The sequence below is a fragment of the Nocardia jinanensis genome, from assembly GCF_014645735.1.
Taxonomy (GTDB): Bacteria; Actinomycetota; Actinomycetes; order Mycobacteriales; family Mycobacteriaceae; genus Nocardia; species Nocardia jinanensis.
In genome coordinates this window covers 187,589-213,053 of record NZ_BMMH01000006.1, presented here as the reverse complement: position 1 = coordinate 213,053, position 25,465 = coordinate 187,589, and the positions used below count along the sequence as shown (strand labels likewise).

20 protein-coding genes and 2 pseudogenes are annotated in these 25,465 nt (G+C 64.4%); 12 read left to right on the top strand and 10 right to left on the bottom strand.

What is annotated here, in order from left to right:
• Nucleotide 1: 1 nt before the first annotated feature.
• The 3 genes from chcC2 to IEY68_RS16440 all read right to left on the bottom strand — a co-directional run bounded on the left by chcC2 (nucleotide 2) and on the right by IEY68_RS16440 (nucleotide 3,444).
• Nucleotides 2-1,735 carry a 4-oxocyclohex-2-ene-1-carboxylate 5-dehydrogenase gene (chcC2, locus tag IEY68_RS16450; RefSeq protein ID WP_058855912.1) on the bottom strand — a complete coding sequence of 578 codons (1,734 nt, stop codon included), beginning with the start codon at nucleotides 1,733-1,735 and terminating at the stop codon, nucleotides 2-4.
• Nucleotides 1,736-1,819: 84 nt separating this feature from the next.
• Nucleotides 1,820-2,251 carry a Zn-ribbon domain-containing OB-fold protein gene (locus IEY68_RS16445; RefSeq protein ID WP_058855911.1) on the bottom strand — a complete coding sequence of 144 codons (432 nt, stop codon included), beginning with the start codon at nucleotides 2,249-2,251 and terminating at the stop codon, nucleotides 1,820-1,822.
• Entirely contained in the window at nucleotides 2,251-3,444 is a 1,194-nt protein-coding gene (locus tag IEY68_RS16440; RefSeq protein ID WP_058855910.1) for a thiolase family protein, read from the bottom strand. Before IEY68_RS16440 ends, IEY68_RS16445 begins: the two co-directional genes overlap by 1 nt.
• Nucleotides 3,445-3,572: 128 nt before the next feature.
• On the opposite strand from IEY68_RS16440, the gene IEY68_RS16435 reads away from it, so the two are divergent.
• The 8 genes from IEY68_RS16435 (at nucleotide 3,573) to IEY68_RS16400 (ending at nucleotide 12,841) form a co-directional block, all read left to right on the top strand.
• The gene (locus IEY68_RS16435) at nucleotides 3,573-5,774 is read left to right on the top strand and encodes an acetate--CoA ligase family protein (protein WP_082681509.1); all 2,202 of its coding nucleotides are present in this window, start codon (nucleotides 3,573-3,575) and stop codon (nucleotides 5,772-5,774) included.
• Nucleotides 5,767-6,249, top strand: a complete 483-nt coding sequence (locus tag IEY68_RS16430; RefSeq protein ID WP_058855908.1) for a MaoC/PaaZ C-terminal domain-containing protein — start codon at nucleotides 5,767-5,769, stop codon at nucleotides 6,247-6,249. The genes IEY68_RS16435 and IEY68_RS16430 overlap by 8 nt, the downstream gene beginning before the upstream one ends.
• Nucleotides 6,250-6,279: 30 nt before the next feature.
• Complete coding sequence (locus tag IEY68_RS16425; RefSeq protein ID WP_058855907.1) at nucleotides 6,280-7,461, top strand: acyl-CoA dehydrogenase family protein; 1,182 nt, start codon at nucleotides 6,280-6,282, stop codon at nucleotides 7,459-7,461.
• Nucleotides 7,462-7,604: 143 nt separating this feature from the next.
• Nucleotides 7,605-8,807 (top strand): C4-dicarboxylate TRAP transporter substrate-binding protein, encoded by a 1,203-nt coding sequence (locus tag IEY68_RS16420; RefSeq protein WP_058855906.1) that lies wholly within the window; start codon nucleotides 7,605-7,607, stop codon nucleotides 8,805-8,807.
• A gap of 96 nt (nucleotides 8,808-8,903) precedes the next feature.
• A complete protein-coding gene (locus IEY68_RS16415) occupies nucleotides 8,904-9,431 on the top strand; it encodes a TRAP transporter small permease subunit (RefSeq protein WP_058855905.1) in 528 nt (175 codons plus the stop codon).
• A complete protein-coding gene (locus tag IEY68_RS16410) occupies nucleotides 9,424-10,941 on the top strand; it encodes a TRAP transporter large permease (RefSeq protein ID WP_229718829.1) in 1,518 nt (505 codons plus the stop codon). Before IEY68_RS16415 ends, IEY68_RS16410 begins: the two co-directional genes overlap by 8 nt.
• A gap of 32 nt (nucleotides 10,942-10,973) precedes the next feature.
• A complete protein-coding gene (locus IEY68_RS16405) occupies nucleotides 10,974-11,675 on the top strand; it encodes a nitroreductase (RefSeq protein WP_058855904.1) in 702 nt (233 codons plus the stop codon).
• Nucleotides 11,660-12,841, top strand: a complete 1,182-nt coding sequence (locus IEY68_RS16400) for a CaiB/BaiF CoA transferase family protein (RefSeq protein ID WP_082681508.1) — start codon at nucleotides 11,660-11,662, stop codon at nucleotides 12,839-12,841. The genes IEY68_RS16405 and IEY68_RS16400 overlap by 16 nt, the downstream gene beginning before the upstream one ends.
• Nucleotides 12,842-12,865: 24 nt before the next feature.
• On the opposite strand, the gene IEY68_RS16395 is transcribed toward IEY68_RS16400, so the two are convergent.
• Nucleotides 12,866-13,606: a FadR/GntR family transcriptional regulator gene (locus IEY68_RS16395; RefSeq protein ID WP_156426299.1), complete on the bottom strand. Its 741-nt coding sequence runs from the start codon at nucleotides 13,604-13,606 to the stop codon at nucleotides 12,866-12,868.
• A 263-nt stretch (nucleotides 13,607-13,869) separates the two neighbouring features.
• Between IEY68_RS16395 and IEY68_RS37105 the strand changes: the two are divergent.
• Nucleotides 13,870-13,947, top strand: a pseudogene (locus IEY68_RS37105) (hypothetical protein); the annotation flags it as partial.
• Nucleotides 13,948-14,207: 260 nt separating this feature from the next.
• Here IEY68_RS37105 and IEY68_RS16385 read toward each other — a convergent pair.
• Nucleotides 14,208-14,501, bottom strand: a complete 294-nt coding sequence (locus IEY68_RS16385; protein WP_058855901.1) for a DUF427 domain-containing protein — start codon at nucleotides 14,499-14,501, stop codon at nucleotides 14,208-14,210.
• Nucleotides 14,502-14,645: 144 nt separating this feature from the next.
• Complete coding sequence (gene ctaD / locus IEY68_RS16380) at nucleotides 14,646-16,409, bottom strand: aa3-type cytochrome oxidase subunit I (RefSeq protein ID WP_062999534.1); 1,764 nt, start codon at nucleotides 16,407-16,409, stop codon at nucleotides 14,646-14,648.
• 327 nt (nucleotides 16,410-16,736) lie between these two features.
• On the opposite strand from ctaD, the pseudogene IEY68_RS36265 reads away from it, so the two are divergent.
• A pseudogene (locus IEY68_RS36265) lies at nucleotides 16,737-16,867 on the top strand (APH(3'') family aminoglycoside O-phosphotransferase); the annotation flags it as partial.
• Here the strand turns inward: IEY68_RS36265 and IEY68_RS16375 are convergent.
• Both IEY68_RS16375 and IEY68_RS16370 read right to left on the bottom strand, forming a co-directional pair.
• Nucleotides 16,840-18,036 carry an FAD-dependent monooxygenase gene (locus IEY68_RS16375; protein WP_229718828.1) on the bottom strand — a complete coding sequence of 399 codons (1,197 nt, stop codon included), beginning with the start codon at nucleotides 18,034-18,036 and terminating at the stop codon, nucleotides 16,840-16,842. The pseudogene IEY68_RS36265 and the gene IEY68_RS16375 overlap by 28 nt on opposite strands.
• Nucleotides 18,037-19,978: 1,942 nt before the next feature.
• A complete protein-coding gene (locus IEY68_RS16370) occupies nucleotides 19,979-20,968 on the bottom strand; it encodes an LLM class flavin-dependent oxidoreductase (protein ID WP_062999532.1) in 990 nt (329 codons plus the stop codon).
• Nucleotides 20,969-21,302: 334 nt separating this feature from the next.
• On the opposite strand from IEY68_RS16370, the gene IEY68_RS16365 reads away from it, so the two are divergent.
• The gene (locus tag IEY68_RS16365) at nucleotides 21,303-22,556 is read left to right on the top strand and encodes a cytochrome P450 family protein (protein WP_062999531.1); all 1,254 of its coding nucleotides are present in this window, start codon (nucleotides 21,303-21,305) and stop codon (nucleotides 22,554-22,556) included.
• 230 nt (nucleotides 22,557-22,786) lie between these two features.
• Here the strand turns inward: IEY68_RS16365 and IEY68_RS16360 are convergent, their stop codons facing one another.
• Both IEY68_RS16360 and IEY68_RS36260 read right to left on the bottom strand, forming a co-directional pair.
• The gene (locus IEY68_RS16360) at nucleotides 22,787-24,049 is read right to left on the bottom strand and encodes a cytochrome P450 (protein ID WP_062999529.1); all 1,263 of its coding nucleotides are present in this window, start codon (nucleotides 24,047-24,049) and stop codon (nucleotides 22,787-22,789) included.
• 174 nt (nucleotides 24,050-24,223) lie between these two features.
• The gene (locus IEY68_RS36260) at nucleotides 24,224-24,457 is read right to left on the bottom strand and encodes a ferredoxin (RefSeq protein WP_229718827.1); all 234 of its coding nucleotides are present in this window, start codon (nucleotides 24,455-24,457) and stop codon (nucleotides 24,224-24,226) included.
• A gap of 553 nt (nucleotides 24,458-25,010) precedes the next feature.
• Here IEY68_RS36260 and IEY68_RS16350 point away from each other — a divergent pair.
• Nucleotides 25,011-25,178 carry an acyl-CoA dehydrogenase family protein gene (locus tag IEY68_RS16350; RefSeq protein ID WP_308434974.1) on the top strand — a complete coding sequence of 56 codons (168 nt, stop codon included), beginning with the start codon at nucleotides 25,011-25,013 and terminating at the stop codon, nucleotides 25,176-25,178.
• Nucleotides 25,179-25,465: the final 287 nt, after the last annotated feature.

The window sequence follows — 25,465 nt, the reverse complement described above, 5'->3', positions numbered from 1 at the left end:
CTCAGACGTCTTCGGTGACCGCGGAGGGTGTGGGCTGCTGCCGCTGTTCGGCGAGCAGGGCGGCGTCGCGGCCGATGGTGTAGCCGAAGACGAGGGCGGGCCCGATGTTGGCGCCGTACCCGGGGTAGCCTCCGCCGAAGATGCTCACCGCCGCCGAGCCGGCGGCGAACAAGCCGGGAACGGGCCGATTGTCGTCGTCGAGCACCTGACTGTGCCGGTCGACGGCGAGTCCGGAGTAGGCACCGAGGTCGCCCATCTGGATCTTCGCCGCGTAGTACGGACCCCTGTCCAGTGGCTCGAGGTTGGGATTCGGTGTGTGTTCCATATCGCCTTTGAAGTGGTGGAACCAATTGGAACCACGGTTGAACGCGGGATCCTTCCCCTGTGCGGCGCCTGCGTTGAACTCCGATAGCGTCTCTTTCAGGCCGCTGGCGTCGACGCCGATCTTGTCGGCCAGTTCCGCCACGGTGTTCGCCTTGTGCAGGAACCCGGTCTTCTTGAAATATCCCTGCGGGATCGGCCACGGTTTGGCATACCCGATGCCGTACTTCCGCATTGCTTTCGAGTCGGCGATGATGTATCCGAAGGTCCGGTCGGAGTCGGCGTTGTCCTCGATCATCGCGACCCCGAAGTCGTGGTACGAGCTCGACTCGTTGGCGAAACGCTTACCGTGCCGGTTCACGGCGATCAGCCCCGGCAGCCCGAAAGCCCGCAGGTGCGGAAAGAGGCGCTGCTGTTTGCGTAACCCGGTGAACACGGTGACCGGTGCCCACGCGGCCGGTTCGTGGACATCGGTGTCGACGTGTCCCCCGAAAGGAGCCGCGAGTCGTACGTTGTCGCCATCGTGACCGACCGTCGGCGTGAAATGATTGGCGCCATCCGGGTCGTGCCGCCAGTACCGGGCACGCAACGAGGCGTCCGCCGAATAGCCGCCCGCCGCGATCACCACACCGAGACGCGCTTCCACGGTGCCTTCGTGCGCGCCACCGAGGACGGCCCCGCGCACGATCCCGTTCTCGCCGCGCACGATTTCCGTCACCGGCGTCTCGGTCCACATCCGGATGCCGAGTTTCGCAGCCGAGGAGACCATCCGAACCATCAGTGAATTGCCGTTGGTGCGGTCGAACGCGCGACGGAACGCCACCGTCTCGGCCCAGGTCTTCACCAGTTTCTTCGATACATATACGAATGACTTCCACGACTGGTTCGCGTGCAAGAACTGCGCGATGTCGGGGCCGACCTCGGGCATGTAGCCGAAGACCGTATAGGTGTCGAGATAGGGACGTACCCGTAACCGGTTCTGGCCGAGGATTCGCCCGTCGGCGACCTTGCCCGAGATCGCCCGCCCGGAGGGCTTCGCGCCGGGGGCATCCATCTGGTAATCGGGAGCCATTTCGGGATAGACGAATTCGACATCCGTTTCCCGCTCGAGCCAGTCGATGGCTTCGGGCACCGCGTCGAGGAAGGTCTGCACCATCTCGGCCTTGAAGCAATCCTTGGCCAGGGTCTTGATATACAGCTCGATCTCCGCACGGGTATCACCCTCCGCGACACCTTGCTTGTTGCCGGGAACCCACGCCCACCCACCGGAGATCGCGGTGGTGCCGCCGAGCCATTTCGACTTCTCGGCGACGATCACACTGTGACCTTCGCTCGCGGCCTTGAGCGCCGCGGCCATGCCGGCAGCACCGGATCCGATGACCAACAGGTCACACTTGACAGTCTTCGAGCTCATACTTCGCTTCCTTTCTGCGGGGCGTCGTCCCCGCCCGACTTCTGTGTATTGCCCTGTGGCCGGGGCGGATCGGGGTGCCGTCGGCTATCGCCCGTCGCTGCCGCTGAGAGAACGAGCGGCGAAAGAGATGTGGTCGGTGTATCGCACAGCGATGATTTCGACGCGGTCGCCGGGTCGGACCTCGTCGCTTCCCCAGAGACGGGTGGCCAGGCGCAGGCCTTCATCGAGGTCGACGACGCACACTCGGTAGGGCACTTCATCGACGAAGGCATCGGGAGCCGCGTGGATCGTGGTGAACGAGTACAGCGTGCCCCGGCCGGCCAGTTCGATCCAGGTGACGTCTTGACTCCAGGTGTGTGGGTCGATCGGTTTCGGGGGAAAGGTCGGGCGCCCGGTTGTGGCGTTCGCGGTCGTGATGAGCCTTCCTTCGCGGAGCGCGTCCCAGAACGGTGCGGTGGCTTCGGTGACTCGCTGGGGATACGGATGCCCAGAAGGGATATCGACGATCGGGATCATCAGTGCACTCCTTCGAGGATGTGAACCAGGGCAGCGTTGTAATTGCCGAGTTCGGCGCTGGTCAGCGCGAGTTCCGCGGCGTGGACCTGGCGCTCACCGGCCGTTCCGCGTAGCTGCTCGAATACTTCGACGAAGCTGTAGAGCGGGGTGATGTAGGCGGGGTGGCCGCGTGAGGTGAGGCCCCCCGAGGTGCAGATCGGGATATCGCCGCCGAGGCTGGTTCGGCCCTCGGCCGCGTATCGCGCACCCATACCGCGTGGAGTCAATCCGAGTGCTTCCGCCGCCAGGACTTCGACAATGGTGCACGGCGCGTAGATTTCGGCCAGGTCGACATCGGCCGGCGAGATTCCCGCCCGGTCGTATGCTTGTCGACCGGCGACCTGCGCGGCCTCGAGTGCGGTCATATCGTTGGGTACTTCGCTGATCTGGTGCGCCCCCTCGTGGTAGAAGCCGCGGGAGCGAACCCGCACGTACGGCCGGCCCGACGACCTGGCGACTTCTTCCTCGGCCAGCACGAGGCACACGGCTCCGTCGCTGCGCGGGGGGACCTCGTAGAGGCCGAGTGGTTCCACGATCATCGGCTGTGACAGCACGTCGTCGAGGGTTATCGGCTTGCGGAATTGCGCCAGCGGGTTCAGGGCGGCGTGACCGCGATTCTTCACGGCAACGGTCGCCAGTTCCTCACGGGACGAGCCGTGGTCATGGATGTAGCGCGTGGCGTCCATTGCGTACCACGCGATGGGAGTGATCCCGAACGGCGCTTGGAAGTCGACGTCCCCGACTGCGCGCATCGAACTCATCATGTGCTCGCGCGCGGTGATCGCCGTTTCGAAGTTGACTCCCAGGGCCAGGGAGACCTTCGATCGCCCGAGAAGGATGTCGTTGGCGGCGTGCTCGAAGGCGAACCCACCGGTCATCCCGTTGCCCAGCACCTCGGAGATGTTTCCCGCGCAGGGCAACCGCAGGTAGTGGGCCATGAACGTCGCGAAGTACTTCTGCGCCGTGTACGGCCGAGGCTGCGCGAAGGTCATGCCCTGGACCTCGCTCTTGTCGATGCCGGCATCGGCGGTGGCCTGCAGTACCAGCCGCGCCAAGACTTCGTGCTCGAGGACCTGGACAGCTGCGGTGGGCGCGCTCTGCCATTTGCCGACGGGCAATGCGGCGGCCCCGATGATGGTGACGGTCTTTTCCACGTGTGAATCCTTCTTCCGCCGCGTCCGGTGGCCCGGCTTGCTGTGACGTAGCCACTTGACAGATCAGGGAGTGACTCACAACATATCAATGGAAGGACCAATGCGCCAGCGGGTCGAAGGAGGACTTTGTGAGCCAGACGAACGGGAGAGATGTGTTCTCCCGCGATGACCTGAAGAAACTGATCGATCCGGCCGTGATCGCGGTCGTCGGCGCCTCTGCGACCCCCGGGGGGTTCGGGAAACGCACGATGGAGAACCTCAGCGGCTTCACCGGCCGTGTCTACGGGGTGAACCCGCGCTACGACACTGTGGAGGGTCGGCCCTGCGTTCCCGGCCTGCGCGATCTTCCCGAACTGCCGGACTGCGTAATCGTCTGTGTCGCAGGGCATCTGGTACTGGAAACCCTCGAGGAAGCCGCTCGGGTCGGAGCCCGCGGGGCGGTCGTCTATGCCTCGGGCTTCAGCGAAACCGGACTCGAGGAAGGAATCGCCGCGCAGGTTGCCATCGCGGAGCTGGCACAGCGCACCGGGCTGCGAGTCGCGGGCCCGAACTGTGTCGGCCTCATCAACCTCGGCACCGGCGGCGCGATGAACTTCATGACCGACTCCGGGGCCATCACCGCCGGAGCGGCCGGGGGTATCGCGATCGTCTCGCAGAGCGGCGCGCTCGGATACACCGTCTTACAGGCCGTTCAGCGCGGTGTCGGCGTCAGCCACTACCTGGCCTCGGGAAATTCCGCGGACGTCGATGTCTGTGACTACATCGCCTACCTGGCACAGGAACCCACCGCTGAGGTGATCATCTGCTTGATGGAGGGCGTCAAGAGTGGCGAGCGTTTCATGCAGGCTGCTCGTCTGGCCGATGCTGCCGGCAAACCGTTGATCGTCTACAAGGCGGGCAACGGTGTGAAGAGCGGGTTGGCCGCGATGTCGCACACCGGCACCTTGACCGGATCGACCGCGGCATACGAGGCGGCATGCGAGCGCGCGGGCGCTATCTGGGTCGACGACCTCGAGGCGCTGACCGAGATCGCGTCCTTCTTCGCCAAGAACCCGCGGGGCCCGGCCGCCCCCGGCGTCGGCATCATGTCCACATCCGGTGGCGCGGGGGTCATCAACGCCGACAAGGCCGAGGCCAACGACCTCGAACTGCCGGCATTGCACGAGTCCACTCGCCTCGCTCTCAGTGAAGTGGTGCCGGCATTCGGGTCGATCGGTAACCCGGCCGATCTGACCGCCGAAGTCCTCAAGGACGCGGCGACCTTCGCCCACTGCCTGGACGCGTTCACCGCCGATCCGGGCCTGGGCGCGGTCGTGGTCCCGCTGGTGTTCGTACACGAGACGACGACCGGTGTGCGTGCATCGATACTCGGCCAGGCCGGTGCGCGCACCGAGACCGCGCTCGCCGCGGTCTGGATGAACGAGTGGCTGGAGGGGCCGGGCAGCCGAGACCTCGATGGGGACCCGAAGATCACGTTGTTCCGGTCCGCGGCGCGGTGTATGCGCGCTATCCGGCTGTGGCAGAACTGGCATACGCGTCGGCGCACCTTTGACGCGCGCCCCTCGTCGAAGCGGATCTCGGACCCCGCCGCGGCGGCTACCATCCGCGGCATCCTCGCGGCCGTGGAGGACAAGTCATCGGCACTGACCGAGCAGCAGGCCAAAGCCGCCCTGTCCGCATACGGCATCGCCGTACCTCGGGAAGCGCTGGCGACCACAGCCGAGGAGGCTGCGGAATTCGCCGATCGCCTCGGCTACCCGGTGGTTCTCAAGATCGCTTCGGCCGATATCCAGCACAAGACCGAAGTCGGTGGAGTCCGGTTGAACCTCGGCTCAGCGGGGGAGGTGCGTGCCGCAGCAGCAGAAATTCTGCACAGTGTTCGCTCGCTCGCTCCCGGCGCACGGATCGACGGCGTCAGTGTGCAGACGATGGTGGGCGCCGGGGCGGAGGTTCTGCTCGGATCCCGGATCGATCCCCAGTTCGGTCCGATGATCACCGTGGGTTCCGGCGGAATCCTCGTCGAGCTGCTTCGTGACGTCTCGACCCAGCCGGCGCCGGTGACAGCGGACACCGCACGCCGGATGATCGCGTCGCTGCGCCTGCACAAGATTCTCACCGGAGTACGGGGCGATCCCGGCTATGACATCGACGCCCTGGTCGATGTCATCGTCCGGTTCTCGGAGATGGTGGGCGACCTGGCGGACGTCCTCACCGAGGTGGACGTCAATCCGCTCATCGTCGGACGCACCGGCGCGACTGCCGCCGATGCTCTGGTTGTCACGGGTCACCCCGAAGCGGCAGCCATCCAGGAGGGAGCCCGAAATGGGTAAATGTGTCGAAGAATTCATCGTCGGTGAGGTATCCGTCAGCCCCGGCCGCACCGTCACGGAAACCGATGTAGTCCAGTACTCGTGGATTTCCGGAGATACCAACCCCATGCACACCGACGCGGAATACAGCGCCCGCTCCCCTCTTGGACAGCGCATCGCACACGGAACACTCGGTATGTCCATCTGCACGGGCCTCAGCGCCCGGATGGGGCAGTTCGACGGCACGTCTATCGCCGCGCTCGGGGTGGACGAATGGGAATTCCTCGAGCCCGTATTCATCGGAGACACGGTTTATCTCCGGACCACCGTTCTTTCGAGCCGAGTCAGCTCATCCAAGCCCGACCGCGGTGTGGTGGCCCGGCAGATGGAGCTGCTCAACCAGAACGGGAAACTGACCCAGCGCGGAGTGATGAAAACCATGGTGTACAGCAAGGCCGGGCTCGCGGCCGCCGAACTCGGCAAACGAATTCCCTGAGCCGTATCAGACCGCAGAAGGAGCACATGCATGACCACCGCAGCCATCCGACAGAATACCGGCCTCGTCAACACGGTAGGGCTCTCCGACGAGCAGATCATGATTCGTGAGAGCGTTCTGGATATTCTCCGCAACACTCTGCCTCTCGACAGCATCCGCGACCTCGACGAAAAGCGGCAGTTCCCGGAAGAGGCATACCAGGCTCTCGCGGCATCGGGATTCCTGGGAATTCCATTCGAAGAGAAATACGGCGGTGCCGCAGGCACTTTCAAGGATCTCACCGTCCTCATGGAAGCGCTCGGTTACCATTACACCGGCATCGGGCAGGGTGTGATGACCACCTTGATCTATGCCGGCGGCCACGTCTCCAAATTCGGCTCCGACGAGCTCAAGCGCCGTATCATCCCGCAGATCATCGAGGGCAAGGTCAAGCTCGCGCTGGCCATGTCCGAGCCGGGAACCGGTTCCGACGTAGCTGGGCTGACCACCAGGGCAGTACGCCGGGACGACGGCTATGTACTGTCCGGGACGAAGGTATGGATCACGTGTGGTCACCTGGCGGACTACATCGTGGTCATTGCCAAGACGGACCCCACCGCATCGCGCCACCAGGGGCTGAGCACTTTCCTGGTCGATGCCCGCGCGCCCGGAGTAACGGTGAATCCGCTATCGATGCTCGGGCGTCGCACCACTCATGCCAACGAGGTGATCCTCGACAACGTATTCGTCCCTGAAACGAATCTGATCGGAGAAGAGAACAAGACCTGGAAGAACATGATGAAGTGCCTGGCTGTCGAGCGGCTGGCGCTGGCCTCGATCTCGGCCGGACACTGTTTCCGCATCACCGAGTACGCCCAGGATTACGCCAAGAACCGCATCCAATTCGACCGCCCGATCTCGGACTTCCAGGTCAACCAGCACAAACTGGTCGATATGCGCATAATGGCCGAAACCGCACGACAGTCGGTCTACCGGGTGGCCGAACTCCTCGACGCCGGCCACGATGCCATCGAGGAAACGTCGATCGCCAAGATCGTCTGCACCGAGAACAACTTCAAATGCGCCGATATCGGGCTGCAAATTCTCGGCGGCGCCGGCTATTCCATGGAATACGATATGCAGATGTTCTTCCGCGACTCCCGCGTCGGCCCCATAGGGGGCGGTACGAACGAAATCCAGCGGAATGTCATCGCAAAGCGTATGGGACTTTGATCGCGTAAACACACCACCGCGTGGCCGATCGCGTACCACGCCGGACTCCGGCGATCCGGCGTGATACGCGTGGACCGGCCGGCTGCACCACAGAGGACAGAGACCCAGACCCGGTCACCGATGATCGGTAGAAAGGCGAGACGATGGGGCGAAGAAAACATGCCGCCGGCTTCTGGCGGCAAGCCCGCCGCGGGGCCGCCGCGGTGGCGATACTGGTGCTCTTGTCGGCATGCGGTGCCGCCGGGCATAGAGCCACCGGAACATCCGACGAGCCGCTGGTCCTGCGCTACGCGGATTACACCAGCGCACAATCGGGTGATGGTTTCCGCGCGTTCGCGGCGGAGGTCACCGAACGCACCGGCGGCCGTATCGGGTTCGACGCGTACTGGGGTGGCAGCCTGCTGACGGGTACGGATATGGCCTCGGGCGTACGTGGCGGGGTCGCGGATCTGGGTATGTTCACCGCGACCTACTATCCCAGCGAGTTCCCGGTCACCGAATGGCTTTCCCGCCTGGGAAATCTGGCCGATACCGACTACCCCCGGGGCGTTATGCAGGCCAACGCCGCTCAGGCCGACTTCGCGATGTCCAGCGAGGAGGTGAACAGCCAATTCGAGAACCGTGGCATGAAGCTGCTGTTCTCGGCGCACCCGATCACCAACTACGACATCCTCTGTAAGACCCCGGTCACCACACTCGCGGACGCGGCCGGCAAACGCATCCGATCCGGCGGCGGGATGTGGGACGACGAGGTACGCGCGCTGGGCATGACACCGGTGAGTCTTTCCATCGGCGAAACTTACGAAGGGCTCGAACGCGGGGTCATCGACTGCACCCTCGCCTCTCCCAAGACCGTGACTTCATACGGATTCTGGGAGGTTGCCAAGCACTACACCAACCTGCCGCTGACCGGTATCAACGCCCAGTACATCGTGATCAACCAGGAAGTATGGAATTCGCTGCCGGTCGAGGACCAGCGCGTGATATGGGACGCCGCCTATCTGTGGTTTCAAGGTTATCTCGAATATGAAGGGCTGGGATTGGAAAAGGTCCTCGTCGACACAGGCGCCTCGAAACACGCGTTGAAATTCCATGATCCGGAGGACGGATTACTGACGACCCTGAAAAACCATCACGCCTCGGTGCGTGCCGCATTGCCCTCACTGGCCCCCGACCGGATCGAGTCGCCGGAACAGATGCTGCGCGACTATGAGAAGACCATGGGAACCTGGCACGGCCGACTGGCCGCGATGGATCTGGGATTCGAGGGAACCAACGGGCGTGTCGACTTCACCGAATACGCCGCCGAGGTGCGCAGGACAGTCTTCGACCGCTACCGGCCATAACAGATTCCTTGTCAACCGGTGGCTCGTCGGCCATCCGCCCGAAAGGGCATCCGTTCATCGCCATTACCCCGCATCGACGCGGGAAGGGAGCCTGCCATGGAAACCCTTGACACCACTTCGTCAGCACTGAGTGCCTTATCGCGCAGACTGGCGCGATTCGCGGGCGCCGTGGCGGGAACCATCGTGCTGATTCTGACCCTGCAGATCGTCACGGATGTCGTGTCCCGGAATGTGTTCAACAAGCCGATTCCGGGCACGCTCGAACTGACGCAATACCTGTTCATGCCGTTGATCGTGTTCCTGTCGCTGGCATACGCCGAGTCCGCCGGCGAACATATCCGGGCAACCATCCTCGTCGCTCGTTTGACCGGGCGCACCGCGCAGGTCACCGAGCTCGCCGGCCGGCTGATCACGCTGCTGGTGGTACTCGCGCTCACCTACTACGCCGTGATCGGCGCGATCTATGCCACCGAGATCCGACTGGAGGCGCTCGGCGCCATCACACTGCCGGTATGGCCGGTGAAGGTGCTCACGGCCGCCGGATCGGCTTTATTCGCCGGACAGCTGATCGCCTCGACGGCCGATCAGTGCATCCACCCGACAACCAGGAATGACCATGGCTGACAGCGCTGTAACCGCATCCCCCTCGGTGATCCCCGCACGCGAAGGTACCGCCGCCGACACCGGCCCCGGTCCCTCCGCCCGGCGCGCGAACCGCGTCATGATCCTCGTCGCTGTTGCCACGGCCGTCACTTCGGCCGCTCTGGGCCTGGTCGAGATGCCCGACCCAGTAGTAGGTCTCGTCGTGATCCTGGCGACGATCCTGCTCATGCTCGCCGGCGTGCCGGTCGGGATCGCCATCCTCGCCGCCGGCGGAGCAGGCCTGTGGAAGCTGGCCGGATTCGACGCGATGGCCGTCACCTTCGAAGACGTCCCGTTCGCGACAACCGCCAGTTGGAGTTTGAGCGTCATTCCTCTCTTCATCTTCATGGGTATCGCGCTGGGGAAGTTCAACCTGACCACCAAGCTGTTCGACGCCGCCCAGCAGTGGATGGGAAAACTGCCCGGCGGGCTGGCCATTGCCACCAACTTCGCCGGCGCCGGGCTGGCGGCCGCGAGCGGCAGTTCCATCGCCATTTCCTATGCCCTCGGCCGCATCACCATTCCCGAAATGCTGCGCGCGAATTACAAACCGTCCCTGGCGGTCGGTGTGGTCGCCATGGCCGGCACCCTCGGGATGCTCATCCCGCCGAGTGTCGTCCTCGTTGTCTATGCCGGGGCCGCGGGCACCGCCATCGGGCCCCAGCTGCTCGCCGCGCTGGTACCGGGACTGGTCCTGGCGGTGGCCTTCGCAGTGCTCATCCTGGTCCGTTCGGCCCTCGACCCCACCCTCGCGCCGCGGATCGAATCGAGCGATATCACCTGGAGATCGCGCCTCGGTTCGCTGCCGGGCATCACCCCCCTGGCGCTGATCATCGCCGTCATCATCGGCGGCATGTACACCGGCTTCTTCACCCCCACCGAGGCCGGCGCCTTCGGAGCGCTGCTGGCAGTGCTGCTGGGCTGGTTGTTCGGCGGCGGCGACCGCAACCTACGCAGGCTCGGCACGACCCTCGTCGCCTGTCTGCGGGAAACCGTCGCGGGTGTGGCCTCGATCTTCCTGCTGCTGATCGGTGTCCACGTCCTGACCCGTACGGTGGCGCTCTCGGGTCTGGCCGACCTCATGGCCGACACCGTCACCGGTATGGGCCTGTCCCGGATCGCCTTTCTCTTCGTCCTGATCATCGTCTTCCTCATCTTGGGCATGTTCATGGACAGCCTCGCGATGATCCTGCTGACCGTCCCGGTGCTCATGCCGGTCCTCTCGGCGCTGGATATCGATATGATCTGGTACGGCGTATTCATGGTGATCCTGGTGGAAATCGGCCTGGTCACCCCGCCGATCGGGATGCTCAGCTACATCGTGCACCGGCTCACCCAGCACCCCGAGGTCAATCTCGGACGCACAGTCCACCTGTCAGATGTTTTCAAAGGCACCGCCTGGTTCATCATCGCCGGGCTCGCCGTGCTGACCGCGCTCATCTTCTGGCCGGACCTCGCACTGTGGTTGCCGGGGCAATCCAACGCCGGATAGGACGACCACCCAGGAAACCGAGGATCAACAGCATGACCGAACCCACGACCACACGACGCGCGGCGCCATCCGATACGGTCGAGGGCATCCTCTCCGCCCGCCACAGCTGCCGTGCCTTCCGCTCGACGGCGGTGCCCCGCAGCGATATCGAGAGGATGCTCAGCCTGGCCCAGCTCACCCCGTCCTGGTGCAACTGCCAACCGTGGCAGGTGCACGTCCTCAGCGGCGAGGCCACCGAGCGACTGGCATCCGCGCTGCGCGCCGGCGCCCAGCGCGGAGAGCGGCAACCCGATCTGGACCCACCGCGCGAATATCTCGGCATCTATCGGGAACGGCGCCGTGAATCCGGCTACGCGCTGTACAACAGCCTCGAGATCCGCCGCCAGGATCACCGGCGCCGAGCAGAGCAGCACCTGGAGAACCTGCGATTCTTCGGCGCTCCGCACGTAGCGATCATCACCACCGACCAGCAACTCGGCACCTATGGGGCCGTGGACTGCGGGGCCTATGTCGCGACCCTGCTCCTCGCGGCCCACAGCCTGGGTATCGCTACCGTTCCGCAGGCCGCGATCGCCATGGCGTCGGGCACCGTTCGTGAGCAGCTCGCGATCCCGACCGACCGCCGCATCGTGTGTGCAGTCTCGTTCGGGTACGAGGACGAGACGCACCCCGCCAACAGCTTTCGCACATCCCGCGCACACCTGAACGAGGTGGTCCAATGGATCGACCGCTAGCGGGCACGGCAGCGGCTACCGAAGAAGAGGTACTCGAGCCGGCTGTGTCCCTTCCCATTTCACCCGCCTCGGCCGCGGGCCCGCTTTCCGGAATTCGTGTCGTCGAACTACTCACGCTCGGTCCCGGTGCTCACGCCGGCACCCTGCTGGCCGACCTCGGCGCGGACGTGGTGCTGGTGGCACGCCCCGGCTGGCTCGCTCAACAGGGCAACGATCCTGATCACACCCGCCGCGGACGCACCCTGGTCGAAGCCGATCTCAAGGACCCGGACGATCGTGAGGAGATCATGCGCTTGATCGACCGAGCCGACGTCTTGCTCGAAGGATTCCGCCCCGGGGTGACCGAGCGGCTCTCGATGGGCCCCGAAGACTGTGCGGCGCGCAACCCCAGGCTGGTCTACGCGCGGATGACCGGCTGGGGGCAGACCGGTCCACGCGCACACCGAGCCGGTCACGACATCAACTACATTGCCGTGACCGGGCATCTGCACGCGATTGCCCGATACGGCGAATCGCCCATGCCTCCGCTCAACCTCGTCGGGGACTACGGCGGCGGATCGATGTTCCTTGTCCTGGGTATCGTCTCGGCCCTGGTCGAAAGGCACGCCTCCGGCCGCGGTCAGACCATCGACGCCGCCATGGTCGATGGGGCGAGCATGCTCGGCCACTGGATGTGGGCCATGCGGCCCCGTGGACGATGGTCCGATATCCCCGGAACCAATCTTCTCGACACCGGACGCCCGTTCTACGACGTCTACGAAACCTCGGACGGCGAATACATGGCGGTAGGAGCGTTGGAACCGCAATTCTTTTCGTCGTTCATCGCCGGTCTCGGGCTCGAACCGGACCAGGTACCCGGCCAACTCGACACCGACCGGTACGCCGAGCAGCGCGCGATCATCGCCCGCATATTCAAAACTCGGACCCGGGAGGAATGGACCGTGATCTTCGCCGATACGGACGCGTGCGTCACGCCCGTACTGTCGTACGAAGAGGCGGCCCGGGATCCGCATCTACGAGCCCGGAGCACGCTCTTCGAATTGGAGGGAGTGACTCAGCCCGCCCCCGCGCCGCGGTTCTCGCGCACCGATCGGCGAGTCCCCGCCGGGCCGCCGCGAACGGTCACACCCATAGGCGATATCTGGACTCCGGCGAACAGCGCATAGAGCGCTGCCGAGGGGTGGAGCGGATCACCGCGCCACCGTCGCCGCCTGCGTCGCGGTAGTCCCCTCGATCCAGCGGTCCTGCAGCTTGGACATATACCATTCGAGCTCGGCTGTCGCCGCGGCGGCATCGCGCTTCCTCAGGGCATCGAGCAACCGATAGCGGGACTCGATGATGTAGTCGTCCGCGGAAGGTCCCACTCGCAGCGTCAGATCGTGGGTCAGTTCCAGCAGCGGTTTGATCAGGATCGACAGGATCGGATTGTGCGCCGCATCGGTCAGCTTCTGGTGGAACTCGAGATGTACGTTCATCTTCTCCCGCCAGCGGGTGGCGGCATCGATCGCTGCCGTGCGCCGCACCACCTCCTCGAGAGCGTCGATTTCGGCATCGGTCGCCCGCTCGCACACCTTCTCGACGATCAGGCTTTCGACCCCTATCCTCGCCTCGGTCAGATCCGACAAGGAGTACTGAGTAAGTGTCAGTCCGTCCAAGATTCCCCGGGCAACGGCCCCGGACGTGGAATCGGCGACGAAGGCACCGCCCGTGTGCCCCTTCTTGAGCGTCACCAAGCCGGAGATCTCCAGCATTCTCAGCGCTTCGCGAACGGTGTTCCGGCTGACGCCGAGTTGTTCCGCGAACTCACGCTCACTGGGTAACTTTTCTCCTGGCCGCAGTTCTCCGGACTGGAGACGGTCACGCACTTGGTCGATGATGTCGTCGAAGGCGCGTCGTGTCTTCGCGGGCTCGAACTTTAGCCGCGCATCCATCAGATCCTCCTGTCGCGTCGATCGTGCGCTCTTGGTTTCGAAGCCCAGATCGAATCGGTCACCTTGGTTCAACCATTGACTGCATGCCCATTGTAAAGGCTTCTCGATGATCAGTCCCGGCGTCCCGGCTGGACCGACAAACCAGCAACGACCTCGTCATCCACCCCACCCGCCAAGCCTGGTGAACCCCACCCCGACCGGCACCTACACCGTGAGGAGCCGCAGACCGTGTCACTCGAGCGTCGGGCCGGCGGTCGGCGAAGGTGATCGCCGCCTTCGCCGCGGGCGTGCGCACCGCCGCCGAACTCACCGGCACCCCGGTGCGCGCCGTTCACCTGGTCGGTGGCGGCGCACGCAACCGGTTGCTGTGCCGGCTGCTGGCCGAGCACGCCCCACGACCTCGCGCCGCTGTCGCGGTTCCGGAAACCGCGCTTCGACGCGACCCGGCGCCGCCTCGATGCCGCGCTCACCATCGAGGACCTGCGCCTGTCGCCAACCTGGTCGCACTGTCCGGGCCGGAACCACACCTGTCCGTCGTCGAGGACGATCGCGGGGACCTCGAGGTGGTCGAACATCGCTGTGGTGCAAGGCTGCCGATAGGTCAGTTGTCGAGAATCTCGACTCGATTCTTGTAGAAGGCGACGTAGTTTGCGATCTCGGCTGCCTTGGCCTTCGGTTCGGGGTAGTACCAGGCAGCGTCGGTCAAGGGTTCGGTATCGCCCACTTCCACGGTGTAGTAGCTGGCACGGCCCTTCCACGGACAGAACGTATGTGTTTCGGTCGGCTCGAAAAACTGTTTCCGTAACGAGTCCGGCGGGAAGTAGTGGTTGCCTTCCACGATGATGGTGGCGTCGCTGGACGCGATGGTGACGCCGTTCACGATTGCCTTTGTCATCCCTCGATTCTGCCTCGGCACCCGGGAACCGGCTGTGCGGAGCGAGTTTGCGATGGGTTCGAAGCCGAGGTCCCAGCCGAGCGGCGCAGAATGACATATCAGCCCCTCGAATATCTGGTTCGACGAACCTGTGGTGGAGGTTGTCTAGCGCGGGGGCACGGACAGTTCGGCGCCGGCGCCGTGTTGGTCGGCGCGTCCGATGTGGGATTCTTCGCGTAGGCGTTCGGCCATGTGCGGGTAGTGCAGTTCGAAGGCGGGCCGTTCGGAGCGGATGCGGGGTAGTTCGTAGAAGTTGTGCCGCGGTGGCGGGCAGGTGGTGGCCCATTCCAGGGAGTTGCCGCCGCCCCAGGGGTCGTCGACGGTGACGACTTCGCCGTAGCGGTAGCTCTTGAAGACGTTCCACACGAAGACGATCATGGAGGCGCCCAGGATGAACGATCCGATCGTGGAGACGGTGTGCAGGGCGGTGAAGCCGTCGTCGGCTTGGTAGTCGGCGTAGCGGCGCGGCATGCCTTCGGCGCCCAGCCAGTGCTGGACCAGGAAGGTGGCGTGGAAGCCGAGGAATGTGGTCCAGAAGTGCACGCGGCCCAGGCGTTCGTCCATGAACCGGCCGGTGAGTTTGGGGAACCAGAAGTAGATGCCGGCGAAGGTGGCGAACACGATGGTGCCGAAGAGCACGTAGTGGAAGTGCGCCACCACGAAGTAGCTGTCGTGGACATGCCAGTCCAGCGGTGGGCTGGCCAGGATGACTCCGGACAGTCCGCCGAGCAGGAAGGTGACGATGAACCCGACCGCGAACAGCATCGGTGTTTCGAAGGTCAGCTGCCCTCGCCACATGGTGCCGATCCAGTTGAAGAATTTCACCCCGGTCGGGACGGCGATCAGGAAGGTCATCAGCGAGAAGAAGGGCAGCAGTACCGCGCCGGTGGCGTACATGTGGTGGGCCCACACCGCCATCGACAGTCCACCGATGGCGATGGTCGCGAACACCAGCGCGGTGTATCCGAAGATGGGTTTGCGGCTGAACACCGGGATCACTTCGGTGATGATGCCGAAGAACGGTAGCGCGACGATGTAGACCTCGGGGTGCCCGAAGAACCAGAACAGGTGCTGCCACAGCAGGACACCGCCGACACCGGGGTCGTAGATGTGGCCGCCGAGGTGGCGGTCGTAGGCCAGCGCCATCAGCGCGGCGGTCAGGATCGGGAAGGCCAGCAGTACGAGGATGCTGGTGATGAAGATGTTCCAGGTGAAGATCGGCATCCTGAACATGGTCATCCCGGGTGCACGCAGGCAGATCACGGTGGTCATCATGTTCACCGCCCCGAGGATCGTGCCCAGTCCCGACAGCACCAGTCCCATGATCCACAGGTCCCCGCCGACACCTGGCGAATACTGCATCGTGCTGAGCGGGGTGTAGCCGGTCCAGCCGAAATCGGCGGCGCCGCCGGGGGTGACGAATCCGGCGGTCGCGATGGTAGCGCCGAACAGATACAGCCAGTAGCTCAGGGCGTTGAGCCGGGGGAACGCCACATCGGGGGCACCGATCTGCAGTGGCAGGATCGCGTTGGCGAAACCGAACACCACGGGTGTGGCATAGAACAGCAACATGATTGTGCCGTGCATGGTGAACAGCTGGTTGTACTGCTCGGGCGAGAGGAATTGCAGGCCCGGACGGGCCAGTTCGCCACGGATCAGCAGCGCCATCAGACCACCGATCAGGAAGAAACCGGTCGCCGACACCAGGTACAGCACACCGAGCACCTTCGGGTCTGTCGTGGTGACCATCTTCCGCAGATAGGAGCCCTTGGGTCCGACCCGTGCCGGAAACGGGCGGGCGGCGGTCAGTTCTGTGCGCCGAGACGGTGTCACTGCCACGAGCTCTCCTCCGTTCGATCCACCGCGCATTCGAACCACTCGTGCTGCGCCCTTACCCCCGACGCGTTCGGCTAAACCTTGCCTCAGCCTCTCGGAATGTCGCGGCAACGACACCCGCCGGAACGCCGCGGCGCCGGGGACAGCACTGGCGACCGGCGACGGACCCGTCGAGTCGGAGGCGATGCGGATCGTAGTAGGCGCGGCCGAGTCGTCTGTCACTGCTCAACGGTCCCGGTCCATCGTCGTCGAGTGCGGGAATCCTGTGGGTGGTGTGCGGTCCACGCTGGGAGCCGCACCTTGTTCAATCGTCGGTGCTCGAGACCTTTGTGCACTCTTCGGAGCTGAAACGGATTCGAAGCGCGTGAAACCTGGGAGAACGAGGATCAGGCACCGGCCGCGGACGCGCTGTTCGCGGCCGAGTACGGCCTCGTCGGGAGCGTGACCGGCTGAACTTCTACCTTCACCTCGACCCCCTCACCTGGGGATGAGGAAGAGCCGGACCGCCGGCCGGCAAGAGTATCGCGAGTTCCCCTCGTCGGGCAGCCCGCCACCACCGCTGTCCGGAGTCGATGGCACGCCGGACTTTGCGCACAGCGCGTATCTGTGTGAGCAGGTGTAGCTGATATCGCCACGGCACTTGTGGCCCGTGCCGAGCCGCCATCGCATACGCGAACTGCACGGCGCTACGGTCGAGATACCGGTCGGCGTGTTCGAACCAGGCCATGCTGGTACGGGCGGCAGCCTGTATCGGACGCAGCGCAGCGCGTCGCTGCGCATCGTAGTTCTCCAGCGCGTCGGCGACCTCGGCATACTCGTACAGGTTCTGTGCGAGCGCGACGGCGTCGACGATTGCCAACCGGGTACCCGAACCGATCGTGAAATGCGTCGTGTGCGCTGCATCGCCGAGCAACACGACATTGTCGTGATACCAGGTCTTGTTGGTCACCTCGGGAAAACGGCTCCATTTTGCGAACTCGCCTCGTGTCTTGCTGATCAACGAGTGACCGTCGAGAATGCGCGTGAAGATGTTCTCCAGAACACGCAAGTTCTCCAGGTTGCCCAGGGAATCGAATCCCAGTCCATGCCAAGTCTGCGGTTGGCACTCAACGATGCAGGTGCTGATCTTCTCGGCAACCGACGGGTAGGCATGGAACCAGATCCAACCAGCGGAGGTGTGTTCGAAGGCGAAGGTGAATCGGGTGAAGACCTTGTCCGTACCGAGCCAGATATATCGATTCTCGCCGAGTGTGACGGACGTGCCGAAACAATGATCACCCAGCTGTCGTACCCGGCTGTTCGCGCCGTCGGAGGCGACGATGAGATCGGTGTCGTCGAATCCTGACAGATCGTGGACCTCTTGCCCGTGCCGAACATCGACGCCCAAATCGCTCGCCCGTCGGGAAAGTACGTCGAGTAATGCCGCGCGACCCATGCTGAATCCATAACCCCCGAAATGTGCAATCTGGCCGTCGCGCACATGGATTGCCTGTTCGCGCCATAGGACCGACCCGGCACGAACCGCCTGGGCGCTGTCGGGGTCATTCCGGTACAGAATGTCCAGCAGGTCGTCCCAGTACACGACGCCCCAGCCATAGGTGGTCCCGGTGGGATTGCGGTCGATTACCGTGATGTCATGGGCCGGGTCGCGCCGCTTCATCGAAATAGCGAAGTACAACCCGGCCGGCCCGCCACCGACACACACAATCTTCATCTCGTTACCAGCTCCAGCCAGGCTGGTCGAACCTCACTTCACATGATCGGTAGTCGATGCGACCGAGCCCGGCACGCTGCGCGTGTCCGGGCACAGTCACCGGCGCTAGAAGCTGCCCCAGCCACCCCAGCCGGGTACGCTCCACCAACTCCACCACCCGGGGTTCCATCCCCAACCGGGATTCCATCCCCAACCGTCGCCGCGTCCCCAACCGTCGCCGCGACCCCAACCATCGCCGCGACCCCAACCATCGCCGCGACCCCAACCGGGGCTGTCGACGAGTTGGCTTGCAGACGTGGGCGTTGTTGCGTGCGCGGAAGGCGCTTGCTGCGCGGTTGCGACGACCGGAATCGCGGCAACTGCGGCTATACCGGCGGCGGCCGCCAACCGGGCGAACTTCGTGTGTGAATTCTTTCTCGTCATGATAGGGCTCCAGACACTGTCCCGACCCGCTTGAATTCTACGCGCCGAACTCTGGAAGTCACCGCGTTACCTCATCTATAATTTGCCGAATTTTCGACCATTGCCCAATCCGGGGCTGCCCGCAAACTCCGTGGCGGAGGGAGCCGGTGGCGAAGGTCGCAAGAGGTGCGGTCCGAGTTCTCCGCGCTGCCGTACTCGCAAGCGTGCGAAGAGCACCCGTGACGACACCGCGGCGATCGGTCGCGGCCGCGTCACCGACCGCATCGAGACGGCCACCAGTGGCGTGAGCGACCTCGGCCAGAGTCAGGGGGATCATCAGATCAATTTCTCCTCCCCGACCGCCGGCCCCGAAGAACCCGACCGCCCGGTGTCCCCGAAAGGGAGGTTGATGGCAAATGTACGGTCCCTGACATCGCTGACCAGCGAAGATTCGGCATCCGGGTGTCCAGGTTTCGAAGCGGGACACCATCCCCCGCGAGTTTCGATCGCCCCGCCCGGGGGCGCTCACTCTTCGGACCGGCGACTCCAACGGCCATCTGGTCTGCGGCGTCCCGGCCCGGGGTACGGCAATCCGCGCACTACAGCGCGTTCGTAGCGTCGCCGGGCAACCACACCCCTTCGCCATGACGCAGGCCGGATCGGGGCGGTGAAACGGGGCAGAGAAATAGCCGCTGAAACGAGTACGGTGACGGCATGCGCACCGAAAGTGTGCACACTTGCGGCATGGTCAGTGTTCTGATCCGCTCCGGACACGTATCTCTATCTTTCTACCTGCTGTTATTTGGTTTGTGCATCAATTACTCGAACCATATGTGCAGGTCATCGGCGTGGGGGTTCAAGTCGTATTCGGTTGAGACAGTCCTGAGAACCAACTCGTGTATGTGTCGTTCCGCGGTGGCCGACAGCGCATCGCGGCGCTGCCGTTGCCGGAAACCTGAAACCGCGCCCCGCCTGGGGACGAGGTGCGGGCGTCTCGCCGGCTGTGGGTTATTTCGTCGGGAGGCCGGGTGAACGGCAGTATGTAGAGCGTGACCCGTGGGGAGGGACGACGAATCAACCGTGGCATCGCCGGGATCGGGGAGCCGATGCCCGACTACGAATGCGTGGAGCTTGCGAGCTGGATACCCGGCTCGGGCGCCGCCACTACTATGTCGTCGCAGCGAAATCGCAACGCGCCGAACCGAATTGCCTTACTCGGTACGGGCACGCCAGTCCCCATCGACATCGAGGGCGATGGTCCACTCCTCCCGAACAGGTTCAGGGCCGGACCTGATTCGGTACCTCGAGTACCTCTGGGCGGTCTGCCTCGCCGCGGGCGGGTGTCTTTCGGGACCCCGGCCGTCGATCGCCGTGACGACTACGACAGTGGGTGGGAGACGCTCATGATTCCAGCGGCCGTTCGGGTCGCATAACCAGGAGCGTGCGGCAGCCCCTCTCGCCTGACTGCGAGACACCACCTGGCGGCTCAGAACCAGCTATCAGCAAGCAGGTTCAGGGAGCGCTGCCGCACTGCGGGGTCGTAGGCGTAGGTGACGGTGATGAGCTCGTCCGCGCCGGTGCGCTCGACGAATTCCTCCAGTTCCCGAACGACCGTCCGCGGCGCGCCGACTGCCTTGATACGCAGCATCGCGTGATCACGACCGCCCTGGGCGGCAAGTTGGTCAGGGTCGACGGGCGGCTGGAGCTTCCGCCGCCGGCCGCTCCGGATATCGAGGAACATCTGCTCCAGTGTGGTGAACTCTCGCTCGGCCTCCTCGTCGGTCGGTGCCACCATGACGTTGACGCCCGCCATCAGGTACGGCTCAGCGATCTGCGCGGTGGGAGCGGAACCGGAAAACGTGTCCCGGTAGACCTCGGCGGCCTCGTCCAGTTGATCGGGCGCAAAGTGCGAGGCGAGGGCGAACGGCAAACCGAGCCGGCCGGCGATGGAGGCTCCGTTGACTGTCGAGCCCAGGACCCAGATGGGGACCTCGGTTCCTGCGGAGACAGCCGAGACGATCGGGGCAGTCCGGGCCGTTCCATCTGCGCTGAACCAGCCCTGCAGATCGAAGATGTTTTCCGCGAAAGCGTGCGGTTCGCTGGATGACCGGCTCAGGGCACGGGCGGTCATCATATCCGTGCCCGGGGCGCGGCCGAGACCCAGATCGATCCGGTCGCCGTACATGGCGGCGAGGGTCCCGTACTGCTCGGCAACCATGAGCGGCGCATGGTTGGGGAGCATCACACCGCCGGATCCCAGGCGGATCCGTTCGGTCACCGAGGCGGCCTGAGCGATCAGCAGCGATGTGGCGCTGGCGGCGAGGTTGGCAGTGTTGTGATGCTCGGCGAACCAGAGCCGGTGGTAGCCGAGGCGGTCCGCTTCCCGGGCGGCGTCCATCGAGGCGGCGATGCCGTCGCGGGCCGTTGAGCCTTCGGGGATGGAGACCAGATCGAGAATGCTCAGTGGCACGGACAATGTCGCGGCTTCCTCACGTTGACGACGGTAGATATTGCCGTGTCAACCATCTGAACCTGGGTGTCTATTCCTCGGTCGCTTCGAACCGAGGTTCCAGGCGGTCCTACCGGTGCCGGTGTCGATTCAAGGCCGCCGGCTCGCTGATCTGCTCGATGTCGAGACCGCGCAGCACGTCGTGGCCAGGGCGCCCTAACCCGCCGGAGCGAGGAGGGGCCAGGTCGGGTGCGGCGAGACGATTCCGAGTCGAGGTATACGGTTGACGTTGCCATGAGCCGTCTGCCGGGCGATAGCAACACATTTCAGCGATAGTCCGGTATCAGTCTGGAGTCGATGTTTGAGTACCACTACACCCGAACCCGCGGCCGCGTCCTGCCCGGTCGTCCGCAGCACGCCGTTCGACAGCGACAGTCCGCAGTACCTCTTATGGGAACCGGAATTCGCTGAAGATCCACACCGCCACTACGCTCGAATGCGCGCGCGGGGTCGCACCACGGTGTCGGTAGAGCTGGCGCCCGGGGTTCCGGCGACTCTGGTGATCGATTACCAGACGGCGGTACAGATTCTCAACGACCCCGAGCGCTTTTCGGCTGATCCCCGCGCATGGCAGAAAACCGTTGCCGCTGATTGCCCTATCCTGCCGCTCGTGGGATATCGTCCCGTCCCCGCTCGTACCACCGGAGCGGAGCATCAGCGTTACCGCAGTGTGCATATCGAGGCGATGCGCAGCCTGGACCTGTACGCTATGCACGCGCATGTCGAGAACCTCGCTGTCCCACTGATCAACAGCTTCTGCGCAGATGGCCACGCCGACCTGATCCGGCAATACTCGTTCCCCCTCTCGTTCGCGGTCTGTAATGTTCTTCTGGGTTGCCCGCCACACCTCGGAGACCGGATTGCCGATGGTATGGCGAAGATCTTCGAGAACACCGATGCCGAGGCCGGAAATCAGATCGTGGGGGCAGCGCTGGCGGAATTGCTTGCGCTCAAGCGGAACGAGCCCGGGAACGATGTCACCACAAGAATGTTGCAGCATCCGGCCGGTCTGTCCGAGGAAGAAATCCTGCATCAGATCAACAGCCAGTACGGCGCGGGCATCGAGATCCAGCAGACACTGATCGCCAACACTCTGTTGCTGATCCTCTCCGAGAAGCATCTCGGTGATGGTGTACTCGGCGGCAGCATGTCGACTCGTGATGCCCTGGACGAGGTGTTGTTCACGGATCCTCCGATGGCGAACTTCCTGCTCACCTATCCGCGGCAGCCGATCCTGATCAACGATGTGTGGCTTCCCGCCAATCAGCCGGTGGTGATCAGCATCGCCGCATGCAACACCGATCCCCGGATTCGACGTGATACTGTCGCGGGCAACAGATCTCACCTATCGTGGGGGCTGGGCAACCACAGCTGCCCCGCGCAGGATATCTCCTATCTGGTCGCGCAGGACGCGATCGACCAGCTTCTGGACGCCCTGCCGGAGCTGGAACTGGACTTCCCCGGCGACGGGCCGAAATGGCGTCCGGGGCCGTTTCATCGCTCCATGACCGAGTTGCCGGTTGCGTTCGATCCCAGCCCGCCTATGCGACTCTAGGAGTCGTCCCGTGTGGTCGGTGCGAACCGGCCACACGGGTTCACTCACGGTCGCGCGTCGGCCGATTCGCCGGGAGTGCGAGGCCGATCGGTTCGAGTAGTTCGCCGGGTGGACAGACGTCGTCGAAGAGTCCGCATCCCTCGGCCATCAGCCGGCCATGGCGGTTCGGTCGGGTCGGTGTCGGCCCGCCGACGGCAGGCGGCCGACACCGATGCGACCGTGTTCACGGGTCAGGTGAGCTCGCGGGTTCCGGGTTCGAAGCGCAGATGGATGTTGTCCACGCCCCATGCCAGACCCAGGTGCTCCTGCGGGATCCTGTCGGCGGCCAGCTCGAATTTCGGCAGCCGTCGACGCAGTTCCTGGAACGCGATCCGCAATTCCAGCCGTGCCAGGTGCACACCGACACACCGATGCGGACCCAAGCCGAAGGCAACGTGTGGCTTGGCGCCCATATCGACGAACCGGTCGACGATCACGTCGTCGGGGTTCTCGTAGTAGGAAGGGTCACGGTTGGCCACCGCGAGCGGAAAATGCACCCGCTCGCCCTTGGGTAGCGTTACCGCACCCACCTGCACCTCGTCGTCCACGATCGTGCGGGTCGGGACCGGCGGCGTACCCCATCGCAGGAACTCCTCCACCGCGGAATTCAGTACTGCGGTGGATTCGAACATCTGATCCCACTGCTCCGGATTCCGCGCCAGATGCACCATCGCCTGACCCAGCACACTCTGCACGGTGTCCAGACCTGCCAGCATCATCAGTAGGAACAGGTCGAACAGCTCGCTGTCCGAGAGCTTTTTACCATCGATCTCGGCCGCCAACGCCGCCGAAGTCACATCCTCCCGCGGTGGCGCGGCCCGCCGCTCGGCGATCAACGCGAACATGTACTCACGAATCTCACCGTGGGCCTTGCCACGTGCCGCATTGGCCTCGTCCTCCGGTACGCCGGGCACACCGTGCATCACGATGTCCACCCAGCCGTACAGGCGGTCCAGGTCCTCCTCGGGCCAGCCCATGATCTTCATGACCGTGACACCGGGGAACGGCAGCGCGAAACCCTTGTTGAAATCACACTCACCGGCACCGATCCAGTCGTCGATCAGCCGGTTCGCCCATTCCCGCAGACCGTCCTCCAGCTGCGCCACTCGCTTCGGCGAGAACGCCGGGTCCAGCATCACCCGGAACTGGCGATGCCTCGGGCCGTCCAGCTCGATCGGGATCATTCCCTCGTCCGCGCCGGTGGAGTTGATGCCGTCGGGGTCGTTGGGGAAACTGATGAACCCACGGTTGCTTCGCCGCAGCACGCCGGCGATGTCGTCGTAACGGGTCAGGACCCAGCAACCGTTGCCTCGTGCCGAATAACTGACCGGTACGGTCTCTCGGCGGTCCGCCAGCTCTGCCAGCTGCTCGGCAATCGGTACCTGATGGTAGGGGTCGTAATCGCGCCGGTGGCTCGCACGCAATTCCTCGATGGGTATATCAGCTCTGGTCATGTACAAACTCCAACCGCCCGGGGGCGTCGATCGGAAATCGTGATGAGATTCGGATTGAACATTAGAGAACGTCTGGTTGAAGGATCAAGTCAGGACGGGCGGTGAAAGTGGCTGGGACACAACGGGTTTGCTCGCGCAGAGGTGCTGCTGGGCGAGCCGAGTGTCGAGGCGGCCTCACTCTGCCGGGGCGATTTCGATGGCTTCCTCGGGGCAGGCGTGGGCAATACGTTCCATCGCGTCCCGCTCCGCGGCAGGGTGCAGGTGGTGGACCGCCTGGCCGTAACCGAGCTCGTCCGGGGTGAACGAATCAGGCGCCAATGTGTAACACCGGCCGTGCCCGGCACAGATCTCAGGGTTCACACGGTAGTGAAACCGGTTGTGCTGGGCGATCTTCTCCGATGGTGTCACGATAGCTCCTACGGGTGGGCCGAGCTTTGCTTCCCTGGGGAATCGGGAGACCTCGGCGGCAGGGTTGGCGGGGGTAGCCGCCGCACTCGCGCGGTGGCGCGAAAACACTCTCCCGCAATATAGTTCAGGCCACCGAGCACCGCTCTGGTGGATCGTGCTTCCTGCAGTCGGGCGAAACCATTCCGGTGGGGTGACCGTGCCTACGGACAGGCACCGATGGGTGAGGCCGACGTGGACATGTTCCTTCCCGCGGTAGATCGCACCTTGGTGCAGAGCGACCGGCGCGGCGATGAGTTCTCGATTCGCGGCGGTAGTTTGCGATGAAGACGGCATCAGACACTCGGGCAGGAGAGTGATATGAGGGCATGGCAACTCACTCGGTACGGTTCGACACTGGAGCAGGTGCTTCTCGTGCCCGCGGCGTAGTTCGGTCTCGATGGAGTGGGTGAGGAAGTAGGCGACCTCGCGCATCCCGGGCGCCCGCCCCACCACCTGCCAATCGAGCAGACCGGCTCGTCCGTCGGGGGTCGCGCAGGCTGCTCTCGATCTTGCTGTGGACCGCCTGCGCACCCGCCATCTCTTCGGTGGGCCGCTCGGCAGGATGCAGTACTGGCAGTTCAAGATGGCCGAGCGTGCACCGAGTGTCGAGATGGCCCGCAGCCTGTATCGGAAGGCTGCGATCCGGTTGGACCGCGGTGCGCGCTCGGCCGAACCGGGCTGATCGGCCGTGACGTCACAGGATGACCATCGAGGTCACCGGATCGCTCCGGACCTGATAACAGATCCCGGACCCGGCCTTTCTGTCGCGATGTGTGGGTCCAATGGCGTATTTGCGTGCTCGGGGGAGTCGGGGCTCGGGTCGGGATCGCGGCGCCGCCGTCGGACGGGTGGCCGGGTCTCGTCGCCGGCCCGATCCGGCGGGGTATAGTCGGCCTTGGTTTCAGACGAATTACGTCTAGAAAGTCGGGTGACCGAGTCGCCGGGCGATCCGGACGCCGCGCCGGGCTG

Bases quoted from the DNA above. Each gene is read 5' to 3' on its own strand.
- chcC2 (WP_058855912.1), bottom strand. From the start codon at position 1,735: ATGAGCTCGAAGACTGTCAAGTGTGACCTGTTGGTCATCGGATCCGGT.
- IEY68_RS16445 (WP_058855911.1), bottom strand. From the start codon at position 2,251: ATGATCCCGATCGTCGATATCCCTTCTGGGCATCCGTATCCCCAGCGA.
- IEY68_RS16430 (WP_058855908.1), top strand. From the start codon at position 5,767: ATGGGTAAATGTGTCGAAGAATTCATCGTCGGTGAGGTATCCGTCAGC.
- IEY68_RS16425 (WP_058855907.1), top strand. From the start codon at position 6,280: ATGACCACCGCAGCCATCCGACAGAATACCGGCCTCGTCAACACGGTA.
- IEY68_RS16420 (WP_058855906.1), top strand. From the start codon at position 7,605: ATGGGGCGAAGAAAACATGCCGCCGGCTTCTGGCGGCAAGCCCGCCGC.
- IEY68_RS16415 (WP_058855905.1), top strand. From the start codon at position 8,904: ATGGAAACCCTTGACACCACTTCGTCAGCACTGAGTGCCTTATCGCGC.
- IEY68_RS16410 (WP_229718829.1), top strand. From the start codon at position 9,424: ATGGCTGACAGCGCTGTAACCGCATCCCCCTCGGTGATCCCCGCACGC.
- IEY68_RS16405 (WP_058855904.1), top strand. From the start codon at position 10,974: ATGACCGAACCCACGACCACACGACGCGCGGCGCCATCCGATACGGTC.
- IEY68_RS16400 (WP_082681508.1), top strand. From the start codon at position 11,660: ATGGATCGACCGCTAGCGGGCACGGCAGCGGCTACCGAAGAAGAGGTA.
- IEY68_RS16395 (WP_156426299.1), bottom strand. From the start codon at position 13,606: ATGGATGCGCGGCTAAAGTTCGAGCCCGCGAAGACACGACGCGCCTTC.
- IEY68_RS16385 (WP_058855901.1), bottom strand. From the start codon at position 14,501: ATGACAAAGGCAATCGTGAACGGCGTCACCATCGCGTCCAGCGACGCC.
- ctaD (WP_062999534.1), bottom strand. From the start codon at position 16,409: ATGCGCGGTGGATCGAACGGAGGAGAGCTCGTGGCAGTGACACCGTCT.
- IEY68_RS16375 (WP_229718828.1), bottom strand. From the start codon at position 18,036: ATGAAGCGGCGCGACCCGGCCCATGACATCACGGTAATCGACCGCAAT.
- IEY68_RS16360 (WP_062999529.1), bottom strand. From the start codon at position 24,049: ATGACCAGAGCTGATATACCCATCGAGGAATTGCGTGCGAGCCACCGG.